Source organism: Paracoccus saliphilus, from assembly GCF_028553805.1.
Lineage (GTDB): Bacteria > Pseudomonadota > Alphaproteobacteria > Rhodobacterales > Rhodobacteraceae > Paracoccus > Paracoccus saliphilus.
Genome location: NZ_CP067140.1, coordinates 387,535 through 411,693, shown reverse-complemented (window position 1 = coordinate 411,693; position 24,159 = coordinate 387,535). Strand labels below are relative to the sequence as shown.

At 60.8% G+C, this 24,159-nt stretch carries 22 protein-coding genes; 15 read left to right on the top strand and 7 right to left on the bottom strand.

What is annotated here, in order from left to right:
* Window positions 1-9: 9 nt before the first annotated feature.
* The 6 genes from JHX88_RS01925 (at window position 10) to opgC (ending at window position 9,137) form a co-directional block, all read left to right on the top strand.
* Window positions 10-423, top strand: a complete 414-nt coding sequence (locus JHX88_RS01925) for a DUF1178 family protein (RefSeq protein ID WP_076522548.1) — start codon at window positions 10-12, stop codon at window positions 421-423.
* A 112-nt stretch (window positions 424-535) separates the two neighbouring features.
* Window positions 536-1,792 carry an aspartate kinase gene (locus tag JHX88_RS01920; protein ID WP_076522547.1) on the top strand — a complete coding sequence of 419 codons (1,257 nt, stop codon included), beginning with the start codon at window positions 536-538 and terminating at the stop codon, window positions 1,790-1,792.
* A gap of 67 nt (window positions 1,793-1,859) precedes the next feature.
* Entirely contained in the window at window positions 1,860-4,103 is a 2,244-nt protein-coding gene (ptsP, locus tag JHX88_RS01915) for a phosphoenolpyruvate--protein phosphotransferase (RefSeq protein ID WP_076522546.1), read from the top strand.
* Between the two features lie 215 nt (window positions 4,104-4,318).
* Window positions 4,319-5,809 carry an OpgD/OpgG family glucan biosynthesis protein gene (locus JHX88_RS01910; protein ID WP_272848162.1) on the top strand — a complete coding sequence of 497 codons (1,491 nt, stop codon included), beginning with the start codon at window positions 4,319-4,321 and terminating at the stop codon, window positions 5,807-5,809.
* Window positions 5,806-7,899, top strand: a complete 2,094-nt coding sequence (gene mdoH / locus JHX88_RS01905; protein WP_076522935.1) for a glucans biosynthesis glucosyltransferase MdoH — start codon at window positions 5,806-5,808, stop codon at window positions 7,897-7,899. Before JHX88_RS01910 ends, mdoH begins: the two co-directional genes overlap by 4 nt.
* Complete coding sequence (gene opgC, locus JHX88_RS01900; protein WP_084202730.1) at window positions 7,896-9,137, top strand: OpgC domain-containing protein; 1,242 nt, start codon at window positions 7,896-7,898, stop codon at window positions 9,135-9,137. The genes mdoH and opgC overlap by 4 nt, the downstream gene beginning before the upstream one ends.
* 67 nt (window positions 9,138-9,204) lie before the next feature.
* Here opgC and JHX88_RS01895 read toward each other — a convergent pair whose 3' ends face one another.
* From JHX88_RS01895 to JHX88_RS01880, 4 genes are read right to left on the bottom strand one after another with little or no spacing between them, the layout of a single operon-like run.
* Window positions 9,205-9,963, bottom strand: a complete 759-nt coding sequence (locus JHX88_RS01895; protein ID WP_076522543.1) for an iron ABC transporter ATP-binding protein — start codon at window positions 9,961-9,963, stop codon at window positions 9,205-9,207.
* Window positions 9,960-10,916 (bottom strand): iron chelate uptake ABC transporter family permease subunit, encoded by a 957-nt coding sequence (locus tag JHX88_RS01890; protein ID WP_076522542.1) that lies wholly within the window; start codon window positions 10,914-10,916, stop codon window positions 9,960-9,962. The genes JHX88_RS01895 and JHX88_RS01890 overlap by 4 nt, the downstream gene beginning before the upstream one ends.
* A complete protein-coding gene (locus tag JHX88_RS01885; protein WP_076522541.1) occupies window positions 10,909-11,865 on the bottom strand; it encodes an iron chelate uptake ABC transporter family permease subunit in 957 nt (318 codons plus the stop codon). Before JHX88_RS01885 ends, JHX88_RS01890 begins: the two co-directional genes overlap by 8 nt.
* A complete protein-coding gene (locus JHX88_RS01880) occupies window positions 11,865-12,767 on the bottom strand; it encodes a siderophore ABC transporter substrate-binding protein (protein WP_076522540.1) in 903 nt (300 codons plus the stop codon). The genes JHX88_RS01885 and JHX88_RS01880 overlap by 1 nt, the downstream gene beginning before the upstream one ends.
* Before the next feature lie 200 nt (window positions 12,768-12,967).
* Between JHX88_RS01880 and JHX88_RS01875 the strand changes: the two genes are divergently transcribed.
* The gene (locus JHX88_RS01875; RefSeq protein ID WP_076522539.1) at window positions 12,968-13,951 is read left to right on the top strand and encodes an aldo/keto reductase; all 984 of its coding nucleotides are present in this window, start codon (window positions 12,968-12,970) and stop codon (window positions 13,949-13,951) included.
* 270 nt (window positions 13,952-14,221) lie between these two features.
* Here the strand turns inward: JHX88_RS01875 and JHX88_RS01870 are convergent, their stop codons facing one another.
* Together JHX88_RS01870 and JHX88_RS01865 are read right to left on the bottom strand one after the other, a co-directional pair.
* On the bottom strand, window positions 14,222-14,617 hold the full coding sequence (locus JHX88_RS01870) for a VOC family protein (protein WP_076522538.1): 396 nt from the start codon (window positions 14,615-14,617) through the stop codon (window positions 14,222-14,224).
* Between the two features lie 219 nt (window positions 14,618-14,836).
* Window positions 14,837-16,141 carry a S8 family serine peptidase gene (locus JHX88_RS01865; protein ID WP_272848161.1) on the bottom strand — a complete coding sequence of 435 codons (1,305 nt, stop codon included), beginning with the start codon at window positions 16,139-16,141 and terminating at the stop codon, window positions 14,837-14,839.
* 70 nt (window positions 16,142-16,211) lie between these two features.
* Here JHX88_RS01865 and JHX88_RS01860 point away from each other — a divergent pair, with 70 nt between their 5' ends.
* The 4 genes from JHX88_RS01860 (at window position 16,212) to JHX88_RS01845 (ending at window position 18,531) form a co-directional block, all read left to right on the top strand.
* Window positions 16,212-16,703 (top strand): RNA polymerase sigma factor, encoded by a 492-nt coding sequence (locus tag JHX88_RS01860; protein WP_076522536.1) that lies wholly within the window; start codon window positions 16,212-16,214, stop codon window positions 16,701-16,703.
* 51 nt (window positions 16,704-16,754) lie between these two features.
* Window positions 16,755-17,453, top strand: coding sequence for an RseA family anti-sigma factor (locus JHX88_RS01855; RefSeq protein WP_076522933.1), 699 nt, complete (start codon window positions 16,755-16,757; stop codon window positions 17,451-17,453).
* A 149-nt stretch (window positions 17,454-17,602) separates the two neighbouring features.
* The gene (locus JHX88_RS01850; protein ID WP_084202792.1) at window positions 17,603-18,097 is read left to right on the top strand and encodes a L,D-transpeptidase family protein; all 495 of its coding nucleotides are present in this window, start codon (window positions 17,603-17,605) and stop codon (window positions 18,095-18,097) included.
* 80 nt (window positions 18,098-18,177) lie between these two features.
* The gene (locus tag JHX88_RS01845; protein WP_076522535.1) at window positions 18,178-18,531 is read left to right on the top strand and encodes a hypothetical protein; all 354 of its coding nucleotides are present in this window, start codon (window positions 18,178-18,180) and stop codon (window positions 18,529-18,531) included.
* 88 nt (window positions 18,532-18,619) lie between these two features.
* Here JHX88_RS01845 and JHX88_RS01840 read toward each other — a convergent pair whose 3' ends face one another.
* Entirely contained in the window at window positions 18,620-18,982 is a 363-nt protein-coding gene (locus tag JHX88_RS01840) for a DCC1-like thiol-disulfide oxidoreductase family protein (protein ID WP_084202728.1), read from the bottom strand.
* Window positions 18,983-19,073: 91 nt separating this feature from the next.
* On the opposite strand from JHX88_RS01840, the gene JHX88_RS01835 reads away from it, so the two are divergent.
* The 4 genes from JHX88_RS01835 (at window position 19,074) to JHX88_RS01820 (ending at window position 24,149) form a co-directional block, all read left to right on the top strand.
* Window positions 19,074-20,480 (top strand): HTTM domain-containing protein, encoded by a 1,407-nt coding sequence (locus tag JHX88_RS01835; RefSeq protein WP_076522533.1) that lies wholly within the window; start codon window positions 19,074-19,076, stop codon window positions 20,478-20,480.
* 187 nt (window positions 20,481-20,667) lie between these two features.
* Complete coding sequence (locus JHX88_RS01830; RefSeq protein WP_076522532.1) at window positions 20,668-21,510, top strand: alpha/beta fold hydrolase; 843 nt, start codon at window positions 20,668-20,670, stop codon at window positions 21,508-21,510.
* A 39-nt stretch (window positions 21,511-21,549) separates the two neighbouring features.
* Entirely contained in the window at window positions 21,550-22,602 is a 1,053-nt protein-coding gene (locus tag JHX88_RS01825) for a P-loop NTPase family protein (protein ID WP_076522531.1), read from the top strand.
* Window positions 22,584-24,149: an ABC transporter transmembrane domain-containing protein gene (locus JHX88_RS01820; RefSeq protein ID WP_076522530.1), complete on the top strand. Its 1,566-nt coding sequence runs from the start codon at window positions 22,584-22,586 to the stop codon at window positions 24,147-24,149. Before JHX88_RS01825 ends, JHX88_RS01820 begins: the two co-directional genes overlap by 19 nt.
* Window positions 24,150-24,159 lie beyond the last annotated feature (10 nt).

Here is a 24,159-nt window from a genome sequence, read left to right as displayed (position 1 = left end):
GGATTTCGCATGATCCGTTATGCGTTGCGCTGCGATAAAGGTCACGATTTCGATGGCTGGTTCCGCTCGTCCGAGGGTTTCGAGACAATGAGGGATGCCGGCCAGGTCGCTTGCGCGCAATGTGGATCGACCAGCGTGGAAAAGGCGTTGATGGCCCCCTCGGTGCCCGCGGAACAGAAGGCGCCGCTGGATGCACCGCGCAATCCATCAGAGGCCGCGCTGGAAAAGCTGCGCGAACATGTCGAGAAGAATTCCGATTACGTGGGCCTGCGCTTTGCCGACGAGGCACGGGCCATGCATGAGGGTGAGCGCCCGGGCCGCGCGATTCATGGCGAGGCGAAACCGGAGGATGCCCGAAAACTGATCGAAGATGGCGTGCCGGTCGCCCCGTTGCCGTTTATCCCGCGTCAGAAGGCTAATTGACGCCGCATGCGGCAGCGGCGACACGACATGCCGGTTGCATCTCCTCTTGCGGTTTCTCCTTCCCGCCCATAAAAGCCGCGCCGATGGACAAGTCTGAGGCTGGAGGCCCGCAATGCCGCTTCTGGTAATGAAATTCGGCGGTACTTCCGTGGCCGATCTGGAGCGCATCAGGAACGCCGCCCAGAAGGTGCAGCGCGAGGTGGAGCGCGGCTTTGATATCATCGTTATCGTCAGCGCCATGTCGGGCAGAACCAACGAACTGGTTGGCTGGGTCGAGCAGACCTCGCCCCTGTTCGATGCGCGCGAATATGACGCCGTGGTCAGCTCGGGCGAGAACGTGACTGCCGGACTGATGGCCTTGACCCTGCAGGAAATGGGCGTGCCCGCGCGTAGCTGGCAGGGTTGGCAAGTGCCGATCAACACCACCGACGCCCATTCGGCGGCGCGTTTCGTGGAAATCCCGCGCGATAATATCGACCGCAAGTTCCAGGAAGGCTTCAAGGTTGCCGTGGTGGCGGGCTTCCAGGGCATCGGCCCGGACGGGCGGATCACCACGCTTGGACGTGGCGGCTCGGACACCACCGCCGTTGCCTTCGCGGCCGCATTCGGGGCCGAGCGCTGCGATATCTACACCGATGTGGATGGTATCTATACCACCGATCCGCGCATCACCTCGAAAGCGCGCAAGCTGGAAAAGATCGCCTTCGAGGAAATGCTTGAACTGGCCAGCCTGGGGGCGAAAGTGCTGCAAACCCGCTCGGTCGAGCTGGCGATGCGCTACAAGGTCCGGCTGCGCGTGCTATCCTCTTTCGAGGATACCGATGAAAATTCAGGCACGCTGGTCTGCGATGAGGATGAAATCATGGAATCGAAAGTCGTAAACGGGGTCGCCTATTCGCGGGAAGAGGCCAAGATCACCCTCGTCACCGTCGAGGATCGGCCGGGAATTTCTGCGGCGATTTTCGCTCCGCTGGCCGATGCGGGCGTGAATGTCGACATGATCGTGCAGAACATATCCGAAAAGGATGTCGGCGATCGTCCGGGATCGGTCACCGACATGACCTTCTCGGTTCCGGTCAACCAGGTCGAACGTGCCAAACGCGCCATGGAGGAAGCCCGCGCATCGGGACATATCTCTTATGATGAGTTGATTGTGGACACCGAAACCGCCAAGGTCAGCGTCGTAGGCATCGGCATGCGCAGCCATACGGGCGTTGCAGCCCGCATGTTCAAGGCGCTGGCCGATGAAAATATCAATATCAAGGTCATCGCCACCAGCGAGATCAAGATTTCGGTGCTGATCGACCGCAAATATATGGAACTCGCGGTGCAGGCACTGCATGATGCCTTCGGGCTCGAGGCGGCCTGAATCAAACCGGACGCAAGATCCGGAGAACGGCCCGCAGGGCCATCGCGGCAGAACAGACAGGGGCGCGATGCCGGACCGTAAAGATAGCGATTCACGCAAGCTGCTGAGGCGGCTCAAGGAAATTCTTGCCGCCCCCGGAGGCGGGCAGGATCGGCTGGACCAGATCACACATCACATCGCCGATTCGATGGGCACGCAGGTTTGTTCGATCTACCTGTTCCGCGATGCCGAGACGCTGGAGCTGTGCGCCACCGAAGGGTTGCGCAGCGAGGCGGTGCACCAGACGAGGCTGCGCTTGGGTGAAGGTCTGGTCGGACGCGTCGCCCGCACCGGACGTTACGTGAACACCGCCGATGCTCCCTCGGCTCCCGGTTTCCGCTTCATGCCCGAAACCGGTGAGGAAGTGTTCCCGAGCTTTCTCGGCGTCCCGATCCAGCGCGTTGGCGAACGGCTCGGAGTGCTGGTCGTCCAGTCGCTGGACAAGCGATTGTTCAGTGACGACGAGGTTTACGGGCTCGAAGTTGTCGCCATGGTGCTGGCCGAGATGACCGAGCTCGGCGCCTTTCAGGGAAGTCAGTCCGACAGCATGCCTCTGGCGCATCGCTTCCCGCTGATGTTTCGCGGCGGCACCGGCCAGGAAGGCGCCGCAGAGGGTCATGTCTGGCTGCACGATCCCCGGGTGGTGATCGCCAATCCAGTGGGCGATGACCCCGAGGCAGAGCTCCAGCGCCTGCATGACGGCGTGAATCGTTTGCGCGAGACAGTCAACACGATGGTTGCCGCGGCCGATATGGGCGGTGGCGAGCATACCGCCGTTCTGGAAACCTATCGCATGTTCGCCCATTCACGCAGCTGGCTGCGCCGGATGGAAGAGGACATCAAGCTGGGTCTCTCGGCAGAGGCCGCGATCGAGAAAGAGCAATCCGCCGCGCGCGCCCGGCTGGAGATGGCAGCCGATCCCTATCTGCGCGACCGGCTGCACGATCTGGACGACCTGTCGAATCGACTGCTACGCATCCTGACCGGTCAGGGCAACGATACCGGAGCCGAAATGCCGGACGATCCGATCTTGGTCGCCCGCAATATCGGCCCGGCGGAACTGCTGGAATATGGCCGCAAACTGAAGGGCGTGGTGCTGGAAGAGGGCTCGGTCGGCAGCCATGCCGCCATCGTCGCGCGCGCGCTCGCCATTCCCCTGGTCATCCATACCAGCCGCATCACCGCCGAGGCGCTGAATGGCGATCCGATCCTAGTCGATGGGGATCAGGGCATCGTGCATCTGCGCCCCGAGGAAAGTGTCGCCGCCGCCTTCCGCGACAATCTTGCCATGCAGGCCGAAGCGCAAGACCGGTATGCCAGCCTGCGCAATTTGCCCGCGATCGGCACCTGCGGCACGTCGATTCAGCTTTACATGAATGCCGGTCTTATGGCCGATCTGCCTTCGCTGGAAGGATCGGGTGCCGAGGGCGTAGGGCTGTTTCGGACCGAATTGCAGTTCCTGGTCCGAAACCATGTCCCCCGCCGGGCGGAGTTGGCAAAGCTTTATCGCCATGTCATCGACAGTGCCAAGGGCAAGCCGGTGATGTTCCGCACGCTGGATATCGGCTCGGACAAGGTGCTACCCTACATGAAACCGCAGGACGAACCGAATCCGGCAATGGGCTGGCGTGCCATCCGCGTGGGCCTGGACAAGCGCGGTGTCTTGCGTATGCAATTGCAATCACTCATCCGCGCATCGGGCGGGTGCCCTCTGCATGTGATGTTCCCTTTCATTTCGGATATCACAGAATACGAGGCCGCCTATCGCATCCTGATGCATGAGCTGGCCCGCGAGCAACGGTTGGGGCACGACATGCCTAGCGATATCCGGGTTGGGGCCATGCTGGAAACCCCTTCGCTGGCCTTCGCGCCCAAGCGATTTTTCGAGATGTGCGACTTCATCTCGATCGGCGGCAACGATCTGAAACAGTTCTTCTTCGCCGCCGACCGAGAGAATGAGCGCGTGCGCCGTCGTTACGATACGCTCAGCACCTCGTTCCTGATGCTGCTTCAGCAGATCGTCGCGCGCTGCGAAGAGGCGCGCGTGCCGCTTTCGTTCTGCGGCGAGGACGCGGGCCGTCCGATCGAGGCGCTGACATTCGCCGCCTTGGGCATAAGACGGCTTTCCATGCGGCCGGCCTCGATCGGGCCGGTCAAGCATCTGATCCGTCGCGTTTCGATCAGTGAACTGCGCAAAGTCATCGACGATGCACAGGAATCGGGGCTGACGAATCTGCGTCGTCCGATCACCGAATGGCTTGCACGCCAATAAGTGCATATATTCCGATTTCACAGAAGGTGACGCGGAGTTATGCACTTCTACGCCCATGGCAGGGAAACTCGCTGGCGGACCAGCGCGTTACCGCCTATACAGCTTGCTGCAATGCGGCAGTAGCCGTATGATAATCAGGTTTTTGGCATCGAACTCCACTCATGAAGCGCAGACAATTTCTCAATGCCGCCAGTGCGCTGGCTGTCGGAGGCCAAATGGTGGCCACCAAGGCGCAAGCTCAGGGTACGGTCGAAGGACCGTCTCCGGAGCCTGATGTTTTCGGGTTCGAAGAGGTCGCCGCGCTTGCGGCGGACCGCGCCACGCGTATCTATAAGCAACCGGTCGCGGAACAGGTCGGCAGCTTTGCCGATCTGGATTACGATCAATACCGGGCCATCCGATTCCGTCCCGAGATGGATCCGCTGAACGGGCGCGGAGGCTTTGGACTGGATCTTCTGCCACCGGGGGCGATCTTTTACGAGCCGGTGAATATCAGCATCGTTCGCAACGGGGTTCCACAAAAGCTGGGCTTCGATCCGCATATGCTGGAATTCGACTCTTCGCAGTTTCCCGATGGTGCCGACCTGGAAACCACGGGCGACATGGGATGGTCGGGGTTCCGCCTGCGTACGATGCTGAACAAGCCGGGCGTGATGGATGAATTCCTGGTCTTCCAGGGCGCCACATATTTCCGCGCCGTGGCGCGGGGCACGCTTTACGGGCTTTCGGGGCGCGGACTTGCCATCAAGACCGGCAGCCCCGATGGCGAGGAATTCCCGCTATTCACCGATTTCTGGATACATGAGCCGACCGATAACAGCGGCACGATCCGCATTCACGCGATGCTCGACAGCAAATCCGTGACCGGAGCCTATCAGTTCGATGTCAATCCCGGCGCGGTCACCATGATGAAAACCCGGGTCGCGTTGTTCCCTCGCATCGATCTGCGCGAAACCGGCCTTGCGCCCCTGACATCGATGTTCTGGTTCGGTCCGGCCGGTCGACGTGGAGTGGATGATTATCGTCCCGCCGTCCATGACAGCGACGGGCTACAAATGCATACCGGTGCTGGCCAGGCATTGTGGCGCAGCCTGTCATCGCCCTCAAAATTGCAGATCGCATCATTCGTGGATCGCAATCCCAGGGGATTCGGCCTGATACAACGCAAGCGTGATTTCGAGGATTATCAGGACGCGGAAGCCATGTATCACCTGCGCCCTTCGGCCTGGATCGAGCCAGAGGAAGCTTGGGGAGAGGGTGAAATCCGTCTGGTCGAAATTCCGGTCGAGAACGAATTCAACGACAATGTCGTCAGCTACTGGGTCCCGAAAGAACCCATGGCGAAAGACAAGCGACATGAATTTCACTATCGCCTCAGCTTTGCCGCGCTGCCTCCCAACGATCTGCCACTTGCGAAAATCCGGCAGGTGCGGTCGGGCCGTTCGATCAACTCCGAAACCATGCGCAGTTACATCGTGGATTTCGATCTGTCGCTATTTTCAGAAGACATGCCCGAATCCAAGGTGACAACCTCGGCTGGCGAAATCATCCACGCCTATCTGAAACCGTTGCCTGAGCAGCAGGTACTGCGACTGGCTTTCGAATACGAGCCGGGCAACGCGGATTTGGCCGACCTTCAGGCCGTACTGACCAACAAGGAAGGTGTCGCGTTAAGCGAGACCTGGATGGCACGTTGGACGGCATGACCACGCGCGCGGCGAAGGACAATCTCGTGGAACCTCCAATGCCGCCCGAGATGCCGCTGGACATGCCGGAGCAGAATTTCCGCGCAGCTCCTCCCGCCGGCCCACGCCGCAGCCGCGACGGATTGCGGATCTGGGCGGCCAGGTTGGTGGCTTTCGGCGGCACGGTCGCCTTGGCCGTGATCGGCTTTTTCCAGATGCTTACGGCATTCGGCGACAAGCCGACGCCGATGCAGTTGATGCTGCTTGCGCTTTTCGTACCGACCTTCGCCTGGATAGGGTTCAGCTTCTGCGCCACGCTTGCCGGTTTCCTTGCGCCCCGCCCCAAGACCCCGACCGATCCCGGCAAGGCGAATGTCGCGGTGGTCATGCCGATCTATCATGAGGATGCCTCGGCCAGTATCGGGCTGCTGACGGCACTGGCCCGCGAGCTTGAGCAAGAGGGAATGGCCGATCGGGCGGAAATTTTCGTGCTGTCAGATACGCGCGATCCATCGGTTGCAGTGAATGAAACGCTCGCGGTCGCAGCTGCGCGCGAGATTTCTCCCCTGCCCTTCTGGTATCGGCGGCGGGAAACCAATGCTGACCGGAAATCGGGCAATATCGCCGAGTTCCTCCGCAGATGGGGCGGACGCTACGATCAAATGGTGGTTCTGGATGCCGACAGCGTATTGAGCGGGGCTGCCGTCAAGGCCTTGTCGGCGCGAATGGAAGCCGCGCCCGATCTGGGGCTGATCCAGACGATGCCGGTACTGATCGGCGGTGAGACCATCTTTGCCCGCCTGACCCAATTCGCGGGCCGGGTCTATGGCCCGATGATCGCTCGTGGAGTTTCGGCCTGGTCCGGGAATACCGGCAATTACTGGGGGCATAACGCGATCATTCGCATCAATGCCTTCGCGCAATGCTGCGGTTTACCCCGGCTGCCGGGCAAAGCCCCCTTTGGCGGTTCGATCCTGAGCCATGACTTCGTCGAAGCCGCCGCATTGTGCCGCGCGGGCTGGAAGGTCCGGTTGGATTACGATCTGCGTGGCAGTTACGAAGGCTGCCCGCCGACACTTCTGGACATGGCGGCGCGTGAGCGGCGTTGGGCGCAGGGGAATCTCCAGCATCTCAGCCTGCTTGGCATGCGCGGCACCCGCGCCATCAGCGGGGCGCATTTCGCTATCGGCATATTGGGTTTCATGATGAGCCCGATCTGGCTTGCACTGATCCTTGTCGGTCTCGTCCTGTCAGCCACGGTTCTTTTATCCACGCCGGAATATTTTCCGAACGCCTACCAGCTTTTCCCCGATTGGCCGGTTTTCGATTCCCGCCGGATGCTCTGGCTGTTCATGATTGCCATGGGCCTGCTGTTGCTGCCAAAACTCTTCGGCATCTTTCGCGCATGGTCCCGCCCCCTGGCAAAGAATTCAGGGGGCCCGGTGCATATCTTCGCCAGCGCGCTCTTCGAGATCATACTCTCCGCACTGATCGCCCCCGTGCAGATGCTGACCCAAACGCGGCAGATCTACGAGATCCTGTGCGGTCGCGACAGTGGGTGGAAGGCGCAGACCCGTGCGGGATCGATGCCCCCCTGGCATGTCGTGTTGAGTCGTCACTGGGCCCATGTCGCCTTGGGTCTGGGCACCTTGATCGTGCTGGCAGAGTTTTCGCCTGAACAGTTGATCTGGCTGTCGCCGATCCTTGCCGGGCTGATCCTTTCCCCGCTGACATCGCGCCTGTCGGCTAGCCCGGTATTTGGCCGATGGGCTCGTATGCGTGGCCTTCTGGTTACGCCGGAAGAACGTGAAACTCCGCCGATCATAGCAGATGCACAGGCAATGACCCGCCGTCTGCCCCGCCCTGTCGATGGGCTCGAATCGATCTTGCGCCTAGGGCTAAATCCCGAGCTCATGGCCCGGCATATCGCCATGCTGCCTGCCCCGATCGATCGCCCCGCTTCCGAGAAATTGGCCAGCATTACCGCCGATGCCAAGATCGCCAATGCGGCATCCCAATCGCAGGCATTGGATTTTCTGAACCAAACCGAAGCGGATGCGTTGGTGTCCAACAAGGACCTGCTGACACGTTGGAGCCGCCTTCCCGCATGAAACGAATAATAGCACTGGACATGCTGCGCGGCTATGCGCTGGTCTGCATAATGGTCGACCACATGCCACGCTCGGTATTGCGCGAGACGACATTGGGAAACTTCTCGGTTTTCGATGCCGCCGAACTCTTCGTGCTGTTATCCGGGTTTCTCGTCGGGCTGGTCTGGCAAACAGTCGAAACAAAACAGGGCCGCCCCGCCGCGCAGTGGCGTTTTGCCCGCCGCGCCTTCGAGGTCTGGCGTGCCCTGGTGATCGGCGGGATGCTCATGGCGTTACTATCGGCCGGATTGCTGGCCCTGGACATGAAGCATACCGCGATCTGGAATCAATATGCGATCTGGGTGATCGATAACCCGCTCGGATATCTGGGAACCCTGGCGACGATGTGGCTGCAGCCGAACCTCATGGACGTTCTGGCCGTCTATGTGGTTCTCATTGCATCCGCGCCGCTCCTTGTCCCAGTCCTGCTCCGATGGCCACTGTTTTTCGCCGTAGCATCACTGATCACCTGGTGGTTTGCGCCCGACCTCAACAAGATGATCCCGAACCATCGCGACAACGGCCTGTTATTCAACCCGTTCGGCTGGCAGATGCTTTTCTATACGGGCACCGCGATGGCCCTGTTCAGGCATCGTTTCATGCCGGTCTTGCTGCGCTACAAGCACCTGTTGACCGCGCTCTCCATAGGTATGTTCACTTTTGGCGCCGCAATCGTCATTGCAGTCGAGTTCGGCGAATCCGCCCTTCCCGTTCGGGAAGCGCTGAAACAGGTCTATGGCGTCATCGTCAAATGGCATCTGGATGGCACCCGCTATCTTGCGATTCTCGCGGCCAGTTGGCTGATCGCCGTACCGCTAAGCAGTCCGATGGAACGGCTGGCTGCAACCCGCTTTGGCGTCGGGCTGCAACAGATCGGGCGCGGTGGGCTATGGTCGTTTGTCGCTTGCGTTCTCCTCTCCGTGATTGGCGACGCGCTTCAACAGAACCCGCCCGATCAGTTCTTCTTGCGTAAGCTGAGTGTCGATATCCTGGTCGTTTTGGCGCTATGGTGGCTCTCGGTTCTCTGGCTGACCTATGGAGCACCACGGAAAAAAGCCCCTAGCCCCAAAGTGCAAGCCGCGGCAAGCACGCCCCCGCATGATTACCAACCGAGCAATGCTGCGAGCATGAAACCTCGTTTGGGCCAGAAACGGGATCAGCAGGCTTTCCCGGATCGGCCGAAAATGGTCAATCATTGAGCTTGACAGGTATTCCCGGATGATCCCGGGAAAATATCTCGCGCAGCCTGCATACGACTACAAGTCGCTACGCGTGATGCAGAACCAGCGGACGGTCCCGGTGACGTCCGACCCTGACATGCGTGTCGTAAAGTTCCGATAGCACGGACTCGGTCAAGACAGTTTCGGGGCCACCTTCAGCCATGATCTGGCCATCTTTCATCGCGATGACATGATCGGCCCATGCGGCGGCGTAATTGATCTCATGCACGACCATCGCGACGCTGCGGCCCCGCGCGTGGACCAGATCGGAAAGCTGGGTCATGAGGCCGCGCGCATGGGCCATGTCCAGATTGTTCAACGGCTCGTCCAGCAGCAACCACGGGGTGTCTTGCGCAAGGCTCATCGCGATATGCGCACGCTGCGCCTGGCCTCCGGAGATCTCGTCCAGAAAGCGATTGGCCAACGGGGTCAGCGCGAATGCCTCCAGGGCTTGCGCAATCTTGTCGCGGTCCTCTGGACCGGGGCGGCCGTGATGATGGGGCCAGCGGCCGAACCCGACCAGCTCGGTCACGCGCAACCTGCTGGCAATGGCGGTATTCTGGCCGAGAATGGCCATCACCTTTGCCAGCTCACCGGTCGGCGTCGTGGCAAGATCATGCCCGGCGACAGTGATCTGCCCCGATTGCAGCGCCTCCAGCCGTCCGATCAGCCGCATCAGGGTGGATTTTCCCGCCCCGTTCGGCCCGATCAGCGCCGTCAGCCTCCCCTCGGGCAGTTTCGTCCGGATGCCGTGCAATATCCGCACGGCGCCGATTTGATGATTGACACCCTCGATGGTGATCATCGGATACGTCCTTTCAGAAGAAGGTACAGAAAGAAGATGCCGCCCGCGAACTCGATCACCACCGACAGGGTCGCAGCCTGTCCCAGGGCGCGTTCAAAGACCCATTGCCCTCCGACAAGCAAGACCGAGGCGATCAACGCGGCAGCAGGCAACAGCGCAGCATGACGCGTGCTTTGGGCAAGACCATGGGCAAGCCCCGCAACGATAAGGCCAAAGAACGTCACCGGCCCGACCAGTGCAGTAGATACAGAGACCAGGATCGCAACCAGCATCAGCGTACCGACCACCATCGCGTCAAAGCGCAATCCCAGGGAAACGGCGGGTTCGCGCCCCAATGCCATCACATCCAACCGGGGCGCCAGCCATATCGCGATCACCATCGCCGCAATAGTCAACAATGCCCCGATCGGCAGCAGGGTCGCGTCGACATGGTTGAAGCTGGCAAAGCTTGCCGACTGAACCACGGCAAATTCGTTCGGATCCATGATCCTGGTCAGGAAACCCGACATCGAGCGAAACATCACGCCAAGGATCACACCGGTCAGAATTGTCCTCGGAATATCGCGCCCGCGACGCCCGAGCAGCGTGCCGAACAACAGCGCGGCAAGAATACTCATCACACCGACTTCGGTGAGGAATTTCAGAATACTGGAAAACCCCGCCATGCCTGCCGTTCCCATCGACGCGACCATCGCCGTTTGCAGCAGAACATAAAGCGCGTCAAATCCCATGATCGAAGGCGTCAGGACGCGGTTTGCAGCCACTGTCTGGAACAGCACCGTGGCCACACCGATCGAGGCGGCAACCGTGACCAATGCCGCAAGCTTGCCAGCCCGAAGGCGTAGGATGAATTCGCGATTGCCCCCTCCGACACCCTGAAACATCCAGAGCAGCGAGGCCGCCAGAAGCAAAAGCGCCAATCCGCAGAGCAATATGATCTTGCGTCTATCCATGGGCCGGTCGGTGATGGAGCAGCCACAGGAAAATGCCTCCGCCCAGCATACCCAGGATCAATCCGACAGGCAGCTCGAACGGATAGACCGCAAGGCGTGCGATCAGGTCACAGGCCAACAGCAGCAGCGCCCCCGAGAATGCAACCACCGGGAGCGAGGCCCTCAAGTTGTCGCCCATCACGCGGGCCACCAGGTTGGGCACGACCAGCCCGACAAAGGGGATCATCCCGACCGTGGTGACGACCATTGCGGTCACCACGGCAACAACGGTCAATCCCAATCGCATCACCGTTGCCGTGGACAATCCGAGCCCGGTCGCAACCTGGTCTCCCAGGCCGAGGATCGCCAACCGGTCGGCGGCGAACCAGGCCAGGATCGCGGCCCCCCCTGCGATCCACAGCAATTCGTAGCGTCCGGCAATGACACCGGAAAACTCGCCCGTCATCAGCCAGGTGCCGACATATTGCATCAGGTCCGTCTGCCAGCCGACGAAGATGACGACCGATCCCAGAACCCCCGACAGGACCAGGCCCGCGATGGGTACCAGCATGACCTCACGCACGGGCAACCGACGGATCATCGCCAGGAACAGCGCGGTCGTGGTCATGGCCGAGACGCTTGCCGCGATCATGCGCAACCAGATGGGACTATCTGGCATCAGGATGGTGATCGCCAGCAACCCCAATGCCGCGCCTTCCGCCGTGCCGGATGTATCCGGGCCGACAAAACGATTGCGCACCAGGCTCTGGATGACCACGCCCGCCACAGACAGCGCCGCCCCGGTCAGCAGCACGGCCAAGGTGCGCGGCAACCGCGACTCCATCAGCACCAGCATCGCGTATGGGTCCCGCCAGGCCGACAGCAGGTCGACCCGCGCGACACCGGTCAGCAGACTGGCCACCATCAGGAGCAACAAGGCTCCCCCTGCCGCGGCCAGCAGAAGACGCATCAGCTACCCGTGGCCTTCAGTGCTTCCGTCAGCTTGTCCAGATTGCCGGTGAGCGCCGTGTAACCGCCGCCCGAGATATAGGTGCTGGCAGGATTCAGATACACGACATTCCCGTTCTTCCAGGCTTTCGTGCCCTCGACCAACGGGTTCTTCAGCGTTGCCTCCGCCGACTCGCCTTCCTGCCCGATGGCGGCACCGCGATCCAGCACGATCAGCCAGTCGGGGTTATGCTCGGCAATGAATTCGTGACTGATCGCATTCCCATGAGTATCGGCTTGCAAGCCTGCCGCTGCCTCTTGCAGGCCGGTCGCGCCAAAAACCCAACCAAAGCGTGATCCGATGCCATAGGCCGACATCTTCGGCCCGTTGGTCAGAACCATCAGCGCCGTGCCCTTTCCCTCGCCCGCGGCATGAGCGTCGGCCAGTTTCCGATCAAGCCTCGCGATCAGCTCTGCGGCATTGTCCTGCCTGCCGAACAAGTCACCAAAGGCCGCGATATGGGCCTTGGCGTCCGATACCAGATCGGGACCGATCGTCATGTCGATGGCCGGAGCGACCTGCGATACCGCGTCAAGCTGTGCGGCGGAACGCCCGCCGACCACGATCAGATCAGGGTTCAGCGCCGCCAATGCCTCCAGATCCGGTTCGAACAGGGTGCCGACAGGCTGAGCAGCCGCTTCGATATCACCCAGGTAATCGATCAGCATATCGTCCGGTCGACCGGCAGGCATGACGCCCAAGGCATGCAAGGTATCGAGTGCCGCCACATCCAGAACGGCCACCTTTTCCGGCTGACCGGTCAATGTGACCTCGCCCTGCGCTGTCGCGATGCTCACATCGGCAGCTGACGCAGCAGCACATAAAGACAGCGTGAATAATCCGGATAGTGCAATGTGACGCATTGGATGTCGTCCCTCGATATTGATTGTCGACCGGATACTCGACCCGATTCAATGCGATTGACTAGCTTTATCCTCGGGGCGTGTAAATAATATCATGGTAATTTAATCGGGAATTAAGGCTGCATTGCAAGATCGTCAATCCGGCTTTTCATCCGACACGCATGGATGCAGGATCGTGCCGGGCAAGCAGGAGACACAAGATGCAGAGACGGCCATTAGGGCAGCATGGTCCGATGATTGGCGCGGTTGCGCTTGGAACGATGAACTTCGTCGGAACATATGGGCCCGCCGATCCCGATGAAAGCCTGCGCTGCATGGCAGCCTGCCTCGAGATGGGGGTCGATCATTTCGATACTTCGAATGTCTATGGCATGGGCCGGGCCGAGGAATTGCTGTCGCGGTTCCTGAAGGATCATCGTGATCGCGTCGTGCTGGCCAGCAAATGCGGAATTACCCGCAATCCCGATCATCCTTTCGACAATTCGCCCGAACATATGCGGCAGGAGCTCGAGGGTTCCCTTGAACGGCTCGGGGTGGAACATATCGAACTTTATTACTTGCATAGGCATGAGCCTGAGCGGCCCATCGAAGAAATCATGGAAACGCTGATGAAGTTCCGCGACGAGGGCAAGATCGGGGCCATCGGGTTGTCCGAGATCGCCCCATCCACGTTGGAGCGTGCCGCGGCAGTGGGGCCGGTGGCCGCGGTACAATCGGAATATTCGCTCTGGTCCCGCCAACCCGAACTGGGCATCCTGCAAGGCTGCGCGCACCACGATGCGGCCCTGGTCTCATTTTCGCCGGTTGGACGCGGGGTATTGTCCGACGCGCCACCTGAACCGTCAGAATTCGGCGAAGGCGACATGCGGCGCAACATGCCCCGTTTCAGCGCCGAGAACTGGCCGCGCAACCTGGCCCGCCTCCGCACTTTCCGCGAATATGCGCATGACAATGGCCACAGCCCCGCCGCGCTGGCCATCGCGTGGGTGCTGTCGCGTGGCCAGCACGTAATCGCATTGCCCGGCTCGCGCAGCATTGCGCATATGCAGGAAAATGCCCGTGGCGGAGCGATCACCCTGACCCCGGATCAATTGGAGGAAATCGAGCGGATTCTCCCCACGGGCTGGGCACACGGACCGCGTTACGGCGAGGCCATGTCGAAAGGGCCAGAGGCCTATTGCTAACGGAGATTGAAGCGGCACATGCCGGCAGGGGAATGCCGCCGAAGCACCTACCATCAGCCAGCAGAGGGCGGCTCGTGAACGATCGCAGATTGGCCGCCACCATTTGCAGCAGCGTCGCCATCTCATGCTCGCTGATCGCCGTGACCTCTACTGCTCAGGCCGCGTCCGGGACCACAAAGCCCGGGTCGGCCCCCGTGTTCTCAGATGGGACATGGCTCCCCCTCCTCACATGCCGAACGGTCAAGCGCCCTCCCCCGGCATATGACCGCACTACTTGTAGCGGCCGCCCCGCTGCAGCACCTCGATCTGGTAGCCATCCGGATCGGCAATGAAAAAGAAGCGTGCGATAACCTCTCCCCCGGGGGCAAAATCGACCAGTTTGCGAGGTGCATAGCCCTCGGCTTCCAGCCTCGCGTGCAGCGCGTCCACATCATCGACGGAAAAGGCGACATGACCATAGCCATCGCCCAGATCATAGGGCTCGGTCCGGCCCTTGTTGACGGTCAGTTCAAGCTCGGTCCCGCTTTCTTCGTTGGCCAGGTAGACCAGTGTGAAATTCTCGAAATCCAACCGCTCGGCAACCTTCAGGCCGAAGCAGCGGTCATAGAACTGGACCGAAGCCGCCTCGTCCAGAACCCGGATCATCGAATGGATGTATTTCGCCATTGCGAGCCTCTATTGCCTGTTCATTGCAGGAAAAAATTACGGCACCATCGAAGGCCGCGGGTAGTATAGCGGTACTACAGGGGCAGAAATATCTGCGATCTCGGCCTTTTCCGCATATCAGGCCAGACTCCGGTCTCCCGGTCGCGTTTCCCCCGAGCATCGGTTCCATTCGAGGTGAGGCAGATGGCGGCCCCTGAGATGGCGATGCAAGGACGGTTTCTACCTGCAGGCCGTTTGCGCCGTGACCAGACCTTCCCCGAAAATATTGTCGCGCCCCTGCGGTCCCAGATCGCGGGCATCGGCAAGCAGGCGTGAACGGATCTGCTCATTGGTCAGGCCCGGCTCGCTTTGCAGCAGCAGCGCTGCGGCTGCGCTGACGAACGGCGCGGCATAAGAGGTGCCGGTCTTGGTGCGCGCGCCGCGAATCGATGCCGCCGTCCAGACATCGACACCGGGAGCCGCCAGATCGATATGGGGCCCACGATTGGCGCGGCGATAGATGGTTCCGCGGCGATCGACGGCTGTAACGGCGATGACCTGCGGATAGGCGGCCGGATGCGCAGGAGGAGCTGCCGGCCCCGTATTTCCCGCAGCGGCTATCAATAATATTCCGGTCTTGTCCATTTTCGAGACCTGCGCCTCCAGAGCCTCGTTGGCTGGACCGGCCAGCGAAAGATTGACGATCCTGACCTGCCTGTCGGCCAGGTAATCCAGCGCCCGGATCAATGAAAACGCGTCGGTGCGCTGATCCTGACCGGCGCGGTGGAAAGCATCCACCGCCAAAAGCTCGGCTTCGGGGATCAGGCCCGGACTGCGGCTATCGGCCTCTCCGACCAGCAGCGCGGCGACTGCGGTGCCATGCAAGAGGTCCGACGCTTTCCGGCCATCGTCGAAGCGATGCAGCTGAATCTTCGCGCCCTCCAAGGCCTTGTGTTGCGCGTTCAACCCGGTATCCACCATGCCGATTCGCGGCAGGCTTCCGCAAGCGGCGGTCGAGACGGGCCAGTCGATCATCTGCCGTGCGGGGCAATCGATGCCATTGCAGGCACTGCCTTGCTCGGAACGGTAAAAATGGTTGAAATCCGAGCCGTCGTCCGAAGTCAGTTCGCGCACGATGGCAAGAGCCTCGTTCATGCTCAGCGCGGCGGGCTTGCGCAAGCGCACCAATAACTGGCCATTTGACAGCCTGTTGCTTTCGAGCGTGCTGAAATCCTGTTGCAGTAATCCGGCCAGATCGTCTTCCGACAGGCCGCGCGCCAGGATTTCATTCGCGGCCCTTTGCGGAAGTGGCGTTGGCGGCGTCGCTCGCGGAGCCCGGACCCGACGCCGGGTGGGGCCGTCGTCATCATCGTCGTCACCTATCTCGCGGCGACCGCCATCGTCATCGTCGTCATCCGCAAGGGCAGCCAGGAACAACGACGGGCCTTCGGAACCGATATGCGGCTGCATCGGCAACGTCATGATAGCGACGATCAGGATGATCACGAATTTCGGCATGTTCGGCCCCTTTACTTCCGGTTTCATATTACTACGCTGCTGCGCAGGATATATTCCCTTCGTTGATGCATTTTGTCTTTCCGGGTCGGAGAATGCCATGAATGCAGCGTTTGGCGAGGCTCTGATAGAGCGTCTGCCAGCCTTGCGGCGCTATGCCCTGTCTCTTTCGCGACGCGGCGATGTCGCCGACGATCTGGTCCAGATCACCGTAGAGCGGGCGATTATCGCTGCCGACAGCTATGACCCGGCCTTGCGGCTTGAGCCCTGGCTGTTCCGAATCATGCGCAACGCCTTTATCGACATGACGCGTCGCCACAGGACCCGTGGCGCCGAAGTCGATGTATTCGAGATGCCCGAGGCGTTGCCGGTCGATTCCCAGGGACAGATCGAAGCGCGGCTGATGTTGCGCTCGACCGAAGCTGCGATGGCCGAACTCTCGCCCGAACAGCGCGAAATTCTCGATCTGGTCTGCATTCATGAGCTCAGTTACGCCGAAGCGGCCGAGGTTTTGAATGTCCCGAAAGGCACGGTCATGAGCCGCTTGTCCCGCGCACGGCTGGCCTTGGCCGAGAAGCTGGGAATAAAATGACCGGCGGCGCGTAAGCGATGTAAGGAGCCCGTCTTGGCCAAGGAACCGCAGATGCAGATCACAGACGAAACCCTGATGGCGCTGGCCGATGGCGAGCTGTCTTCCGACGTTGCCGAACGTGTCATGGCTGCGGTCGAAGCGGATTCCGAATTGCAGGCACGGCTGCGCCGCTTTACCGAAACCCGGCGCCTGCTACGCGAGGAAGCGGCTCGGCCACAGCCGTCACCCAGGGATGCCGCACTGATCGCACGGATCACCGCCGCCACGCAGACCAAGCCCGCCCCACCCGAAGAACAGCGCGGGTCGGCGCCGGCCAATCTTAACCGCCGCCCGCTGGCGGCACTGGCGGCAGCGATGGCAGCGGCGGTGATCGGCCTTGGCTGGTGGTGGGGCTACGGCGGCCCGGAAAGCAGCTTGCCCAAAGCTCATCTCACCGCGCTGGACAGCCTGATGTCAGGCGAATCCAGCGAGTTGCCGGACGGACAAGACCTGACCATGATCGCCTCTTACCGAACCGGTGCGGGTGAACTGTGCCGGGAGTTCGAGACCCATTCCGGCACCGAGATGACGGTTGTCGTCGCCTGCCGCGAGGGGGAAGGCTGGTCACAACGCTTTGCCACCGACATAGAGGCCGCCGAGGGCTATGTTCCCGCCTCGGGTGACCTCGAGGCGCTGGACAAGTTCCTGGCCGAAACGGAGGCTGGCGCCCCACTCACTCCGGCTGAGGAAACGACGGCACTGGCAGAGTGAGCGTGGCGATAAAACTGCGCGATTATCTGGCCCTGATAAATGAATTGTGGACCCAAATAAATTCCTCACATCCGGAATAAAAAATCGTGACCTCCGTATTTTCCATATGAAGCAACGAGATCGCTTCTTCAGGAAAAATGGAGATCATTATGCAACAATCGTCCTTGCAAGCCTGTCTTCTGATCATGGCCCTTTTCCCCGGCGTTTCGATGGCAAATATTGATCGCAGCACCACGGAAATCACCCAACTTCTGTTAGATAAATCCGAACGAACCCTGCACCTGCTCAACGGCAGGAAGTCGGTCAGTTCCTACAAGGTCGACCTGGGCCCGAGTCCAGAGGGACACAAGCGTTTTCAAGGTGATGGCAGAACACCAGAGGGATTGTATTACATCAGCCACAAGAATCCGAACTCCAGGTTCCATCTGTCTCTTGGAATTTCCTATCCGAATGCGCGGGACAGCGCCCATGCACGCGCCCAAGGCTTGAGCCCCGGCGGCGATATTTTCATTCACGGACGGGGAACCGCCACGAGAAATCCACCCGAGGATTGGACCCTGGGCTGCGTCGCCGTATCGGATGATGAAATGACGGAAATATATGATCTCGTGAAACCGGGAACTCCAATCTTCATCAAACCATGAAAGAACCCGGGAATAAATATGGCCATGCCACGTAATCCTGGTGCGGCTGCCAAAGGCCGCCTTGAAAACAGGAGAAGATCATGAAGACCCTGAAAATCCTGACCATCGCCGCCCTGATGGGAGGCGTGACCCTGCCGAGCGCCAGTTTCGCCGATCCTGATCCGGTGGCCCGCTTTCTGAACAGTATTTTTGGTGGCTTGGGCCACAGCCACGCAGGAAATCGATCCACACGCGATGACGATGATGATGACGGCCGGCGTGGCACCAGCTTTTCGCGCGATGACGACGACGATGATGGCCGCCGCGGCACCAGTTTTTCACGCGACGACGACGACGATGACGGTCGCGGGCGGGCATCGAGGGACGACGATGACGACAATGGCGGGACTCGCGGAGGCCGCGGAGGTCGGGGCGGCAACGACGATGACGATTGATGCACTGCGGACATCCCCCTTCCGCACAGCAACTGAAGTGCCGGCGATCCGCCGGCACTTCCTTTTTCGGATAATACCGTTCTCGTCCTCAGTGCAGTCCCTGGCGATTGAGTAATCTCAATGTCAGCCTGCGCCCGGCCCGCAATATCGGGTAGATGATCGCAGCCCGGCGCGGCGAACGCAGGACCATTCGAAGCACCCCCCGCTCCTCTGACAGAACGGCCAGAAGCCGGATGGCCTCGGCGCCGTGAAAGATCTGCGCGCCGTGCCGCACCGCCATGCCTTCATCAAGATCGAAACCGGCCTCGGTCAGCACGGCAACCCGCGGATCGTCCGAGCGCGCGTCGATGAGTTCGACCTCGCCCACGGCGCGGCGAAGGTTCAGCATTCGCATATAGGCACGGCAGAATGGGCATTCCCCGTCATAATAAATTTCAAGTCCTGCGCTCATGCTCTCCCCACTTTCCGCCATCGTCGCGGGAATAACGTGTCAGCATGCTGCGTAATTCCATCGAACACCGTATGATGGAAGAGAAAAGCCAATGTCGGTCGCCTTGCCAAGCAGAATCCTCAACCACTTGTCCCTGGCCGTTCCCGCCCAGTCCCTTGCCCTGTTCCGTATCATTTTCGGGGCGCTTTTGCTCTGGGATTGCTGGCGCTTCATCAAATATGACCGGATCTGGCGCTATTGGGTCGCGCCCGACTTCCATTTCTCCTACCCGGGTTTCTCATGGGTCGAACCCTTGCCAGAGCCCTGGATCCAGATTGCCTGGCTTGGTCTCGGCGTGGCGGCGCTTCTGGTCATGCTGGGACTGTTATACCGTTTCGCCATCATCGCACTGACCCTGCTTTTCGGCTATTTCTTTCTACTCGATTCAGCAGAGTATCTGAATCATTTCTACCTGGTGCTGCTTTACGCCTTACTGCTGTGTTGCCTGCCTGCGGCGCGTGTCTGGTCGCTGGACGCCCTGATCCGGCCGCGGCGCGAAACCTCGGTGCCCTATGCGGCGGTGTTCATGCTGCGCGCGCAGACCGAGATCGTGCTGATTTATGCCGGGTTGGTGAAGCTGACACCTGACTGGCTGCGGGGAGAGCCGCTTGGGCTATGGCTGCGTGAGCGAACCGATGGGCTATGGATCGAGCCAGTCTTCCAGCAGGATTGGCTGATCGTCCTGGCCTGTTGGAGCGTGATCGCGTTGCATGTGTTGGGAGCACCGCTGCTGTTGAAACGAAAGACCCGGCTTCCGGTTTTCCTGATCTACGGCTTGTTCCATTTTGCCAATGCCTTCTTCTTCAATATCGGCATATTCCCCTGGCTGACCATTGCCGCCACCACGATCTTCTTCGCGCCCGACTGGCCCGTCCGGATGATCAGCTGCCTGCGCAAAAAAGGCACAGTATCGCGGATGCCGCAAACCACCACTCCGGCCAAGGCTCTGCCCCGCTTCGTCTTGCTGGTGTCCGCGGTCTGGCTTGCCGGGCAACTGGTGATCCCGATCCGCGGCGGCGCCTTTGAATCCGAGATCCGCTGGAGCGGCGACGGCCACCGTTTCTCGTGGCGGATGCGGCTCTTCGATCGCGAGGCGGTAGGCATGTTCGTCGTGACCGACCGGGAGAGCGGCGATAGCTGGCGGGTCGATCCCGACGACTATCTGACCTTCCGTCAGACGGACAAGATGCTGGTCCGCGCCGACATGATCCATCAATTCGCCAATCACCTGGCCGATCTATGGCAGCAGGAAGGGCGCGACGTTTCGGTCCACGCCGAGATCTGCAAATCGTTGAACGGTCGGCCCTGCCAGATCTTCATCGACCCCGATGCCGATCTGACTCGGGTCGAATGGAATCTCTTGTCAACCGAGCCCTGGGTTTTGCCGCTCGAAAAGCAGGCATGGGGTATTGCCGACAACCGAAAGCGGCAGGAAGTGATCATTGGGCAGAACATGTGAATGACAGCGAATCCGATAATTTCCACGCCATCGGGATTTCGCGAACCGTCCCGACCCGCTGTCAGTCTTGAAAAAGTTTATCCTGTCCCCACGACGCGCTCAATTTCGCAAGAAAAATTTAACCGGTCAGGAATACTTCCCATGCTTCCGCGTAATCGATGCGGAACACGGCTCAAGGAGAACCGTCATGGACCGCAAATTCGAAAACCTTGCCACCGCAAGCACCACCGATCACATCAGGGTCGCGACGCCGGCTGGCCCGCTTGAGGCATATGTCATACATCCACGCCGTATCACGCATGCGAAGCCGCTCGTGGTCCTGCACGGTATTTCGCGAAACGCCCAGACTTTGGTGCGATATTTTCGAGACGAGGCCGAACGCAATGGCCGATTGATTATCGTACCGCATTTCACGGAAAAGGACTGGCCGCATTTTCAGCGTCCGGGGCCTGCGGCGCGCGCCGACCAAGCCCTTGTCGAGCTGTTGAACAGGCTCGCACTGCAATTTCCCGCTTGCGCGGGTCCGGTGGATCTATTCGGTCATTCCGGCGGGGCGCAGCTCGCCCATCGCACCGCCATGCTCTATCCGCAACGTATCGCCCGGCTTAACCTCGCTGCTGCCGGTTGGTATTGCCTGCCCAATATGTCGATGCCTTTTCCCTACGGCCTTGGCAAAAGCGATGCGCGGGGCGCAGAGCTGTGGACCCGACGCAAACAGGCAGGGCTTGCCGCCTATCTCGGGCTTGAAATTCGCGTATTCATCGGCACCCGGGACACGGAGCGTGATTGCGCCCTGCGAGTCACTCCAGCATTGGATGCCGGACAAGGCCGGACAAGGCATGACCGCGCCCGATCCTATGTCGAGGCCGTGCGCAAGGCGGCGCGCTCCAATGGTTACACGGCCAGGATTTCCCTGATCGAGTTGCCGGACTGTAGCCATGATGTCGAGCAGGCGATCATCACTGCCGGCCTGGCCCGGATGGTGGCCGATATTCCCGATACCTCCATATCACTCGCCGCCGCCGGCTGACGCCGGCTCGATCATTCACAGAATTACAGGAAACACGACATGACGCCCCCTCTTCAAACGCAAATTGCCGCCGCCAAATGGACATTCTCCACGCGCCGGGTTCCACATGATGCGATCGCCGGCATGGATACCGAATTCTCAAAGGCCCGCCCCGGCGATCTGATCCTGGCGCATGTAGCCGAGATCGGACAGCACCGGCGCGTGCAGCTTTCCTCGGGACGGCATTCGGATATCTATCCGGGCGATGCGATCGTGCTGGCCTGCGGAGCGCGCTATGCACCCGATCAATTCGAAGGCCTTGCCGAGATCAGGCGTGAAGGTGCGGATATGCTTGCCGGTGGCGGCTGCATCGGACGGATGGTGGCGAAGAATGAACGGATCAGGCAGGCGACACGCCTCATTCCTGCCGGACGGCTGATCCGGGCAGATGGCACATCCCTGAACCTCGAGGACTACGCGCTGAAGCCATCGGCGCGTGGTGACCGGATTCCTGTGGTCGCAATATTCGGAACGGCAATGAATTCCGGCAAGACAGTCGCCACCGCACAGCTTGCATTGGGATTGCGCCGCGCAGGCTGGTGCGTCGCCGCGCTCAAGGGCACTGGCACGGGCGCGTTTGGTGATTTCAACGAATACCAGGACACCGGCGCGCATGTGGTAGCCGATTTCACCGATGCCGGGATGGTTTCGACCTATCGCGAACCGGTCGGACGTGTCCGTGCCGGGATCGAACGGCTGCTCGCCCATGCCGAAGACTCTGGCTGCGAGATCGCCGTTCTGGAAATAGCCGATGGGTTGTTTCAGCGCGAGACGGCACAGCTTCTTGCCGATCCTGAATTCCGAAAGCGCATCTCTGGCTTCGTCTTCGCCTGTGGCGATGCGGTCGCGGCCGCGGGCGGTGTTGCCGAGCTTCGACGGCACGGTGTCGAGCCGGACGCATTGACAGGCATGCTGAGCTGCTCACCCATGGCATCCGCCGAAGCCCGAACCGCAACCGGCATCCGGGTGCTTGGAAAGAGCGATCTGTCCGATCCCGCAGAAGCCAACGCATTCGCCCTGCGAGCAGGGGCCAAGTGGCAGAGCGCCGCCTGATGGCTCTGCCCGGATTGTTGGGACATGGCCGCCAGAGGGGATTGCTGGCGGTCAGCGCGCTGACACTTGCGCAAGGGGTTGGGGCAGGTGCTGCGGCATTCGCCACTCGTGGGCTGTTCGAGGCCCTGCATGGCCCGGCAGTGCTTCCGGTGACATTGCTCGTCACATTGGCGGCTTCCGGGGTGGTGATCGCAATGGCCCGGGTTGCGGCACGGGTGACGGGCGAACGGCTCGGGCAATCCTATGCGCGCGACATCCGGCTTGCCCTGTTCGAACATGCCGCCGGAATGTCGGCAAGCGATGTTGCCGCGCGGCGCAATGGCTATATGAGCCTGCGCTTCGTGGGCGACATGACCGCGTTTCGCAACTGGGTCGGGCTTGGCCTTCCCCGTCTTGTCGCGGGCATAATCCTGATCCCCATGGCGCTTGCCGTGCTGTGGTTGCTCGCCCCGATCTTCGCCCTGGCAACACTTCCGCTCGTCATCGTCACGCTCGGCACGATCGGATTCGGCGGGTTCCATCTCAGACCTCTGCATCGGCGCCTTCGCGCCCGGCGCGCCCGCATCGCCGTCGATATGGCCGAACGAATGCCCATGGCGCCGGAACTGGACCATCTGGGCCGCCGTGGGATCGAGACGGACCGCCTTGATCGCAAGATCGACCGCATGGTCCAGGCGGCGATTGCGCGCATCCGCATGGCCGAAGCATTGAAGGCGATCCCCGATATTCTGGCCGGGCTGGCAGCAATGGTAATCATCCTGAGCGGCTTTCGCAGCGGCGCAACGCCCGGCGAGATCGCGGGCGGGCTGGCAGCGTTCGGATTGATGATCTCGCCCCTGCGCGATCTCGCGACCGTCTGGAACCTGTATTCGGCCTGGCGTTCGGCGGCAATCAAGGCGGATGCAGCACTTTCCAGGCGGCAGCGCGGGTCTTATGTCAAAACACGCGCTTTGCCCAAAGGACCGATTGCCATTGCCATTTCGAGTCTCGAAATGCCATCGGGCAGCCGGTTCGAACTTGATCTGGACGCCGGAGGCAATGCTCTGCTGGATTTGAACGAGCACGACACCGCCTATCTGTTCGATGCCCTGCGGGGGCTCGAAAAAATACCGGAAGGACGTATCGGCTTTTCCGGTCTCTGCCTCGGGCAGGTAAGCCGGGGCAGCCTGCGGCGGGGAATTGTCGCGATCAGTCCCGAACCGCTTATCCTCCGGGGATCGCTGCGCAGAGCGTTGACCCTTGGAATATCGCGTCGCAAAGACGATGCGCATATTGAAACGCTCGCGAAAGAAGCCGGGCTTGCCGACGCTCTTTCCCGGTTGGGCGGCCTCGATGGCAAGCTGTCCGAGGGGGGGCGAAACCTGTCATTCTCGGAACGCATGCTGGTCAGTCTGGTGCGCGCCATGCAACTTCGCCCCGGACTGATCCTGATGGATAGCCGTATCGGCAGCCTGGAAAACGCGGCGCGCCAGAAAATCGCCGACTGGATTTCCCGGTCCGGCGCAACACTGCTTCTGCAACGCGGGACATTCGACAACCTGCCATAGGCGGCTGGCC

Coding starts and splice junctions, on each gene's coding strand:
- JHX88_RS01925 (WP_076522548.1), top strand. CDS start 10: ATGATCCGTTATGCGTTGCGCTGCGATAAAGGTCACGATTTCGATGGC.
- JHX88_RS01920 (WP_076522547.1), top strand. CDS start 536: ATGCCGCTTCTGGTAATGAAATTCGGCGGTACTTCCGTGGCCGATCTG.
- ptsP (WP_076522546.1), top strand. CDS start 1,860: ATGCCGGACCGTAAAGATAGCGATTCACGCAAGCTGCTGAGGCGGCTC.
- JHX88_RS01910 (WP_272848162.1), top strand. CDS start 4,319: ATGGTGGCCACCAAGGCGCAAGCTCAGGGTACGGTCGAAGGACCGTCT.
- mdoH (WP_076522935.1), top strand. CDS start 5,806: ATGACCACGCGCGCGGCGAAGGACAATCTCGTGGAACCTCCAATGCCG.
- opgC (WP_084202730.1), top strand. CDS start 7,896: ATGAAACGAATAATAGCACTGGACATGCTGCGCGGCTATGCGCTGGTC.
- JHX88_RS01895 (WP_076522543.1), bottom strand. CDS start 9,963: ATGATCACCATCGAGGGTGTCAATCATCAAATCGGCGCCGTGCGGATA.
- JHX88_RS01890 (WP_076522542.1), bottom strand. CDS start 10,916: ATGGATAGACGCAAGATCATATTGCTCTGCGGATTGGCGCTTTTGCTT.
- JHX88_RS01885 (WP_076522541.1), bottom strand. CDS start 11,865: ATGCGTCTTCTGCTGGCCGCGGCAGGGGGAGCCTTGTTGCTCCTGATG.
- JHX88_RS01880 (WP_076522540.1), bottom strand. CDS start 12,767: ATGCGTCACATTGCACTATCCGGATTATTCACGCTGTCTTTATGTGCT.
- JHX88_RS01875 (WP_076522539.1), top strand. CDS start 12,968: ATGCAGAGACGGCCATTAGGGCAGCATGGTCCGATGATTGGCGCGGTT.
- JHX88_RS01870 (WP_076522538.1), bottom strand. CDS start 14,617: ATGGCGAAATACATCCATTCGATGATCCGGGTTCTGGACGAGGCGGCT.
- JHX88_RS01865 (WP_272848161.1), bottom strand. CDS start 16,141: ATGAAACCGGAAGTAAAGGGGCCGAACATGCCGAAATTCGTGATCATC.
- JHX88_RS01860 (WP_076522536.1), top strand. CDS start 16,212: ATGAATGCAGCGTTTGGCGAGGCTCTGATAGAGCGTCTGCCAGCCTTG.
- JHX88_RS01855 (WP_076522933.1), top strand. CDS start 16,755: ATGCAGATCACAGACGAAACCCTGATGGCGCTGGCCGATGGCGAGCTG.
- JHX88_RS01850 (WP_084202792.1), top strand. CDS start 17,603: ATGCAACAATCGTCCTTGCAAGCCTGTCTTCTGATCATGGCCCTTTTC.
- JHX88_RS01845 (WP_076522535.1), top strand. CDS start 18,178: ATGAAGACCCTGAAAATCCTGACCATCGCCGCCCTGATGGGAGGCGTG.
- JHX88_RS01840 (WP_084202728.1), bottom strand. CDS start 18,982: ATGAGCGCAGGACTTGAAATTTATTATGACGGGGAATGCCCATTCTGC.
- JHX88_RS01835 (WP_076522533.1), top strand. CDS start 19,074: ATGTCGGTCGCCTTGCCAAGCAGAATCCTCAACCACTTGTCCCTGGCC.
- JHX88_RS01830 (WP_076522532.1), top strand. CDS start 20,668: ATGGACCGCAAATTCGAAAACCTTGCCACCGCAAGCACCACCGATCAC.
- JHX88_RS01825 (WP_076522531.1), top strand. CDS start 21,550: ATGACGCCCCCTCTTCAAACGCAAATTGCCGCCGCCAAATGGACATTC.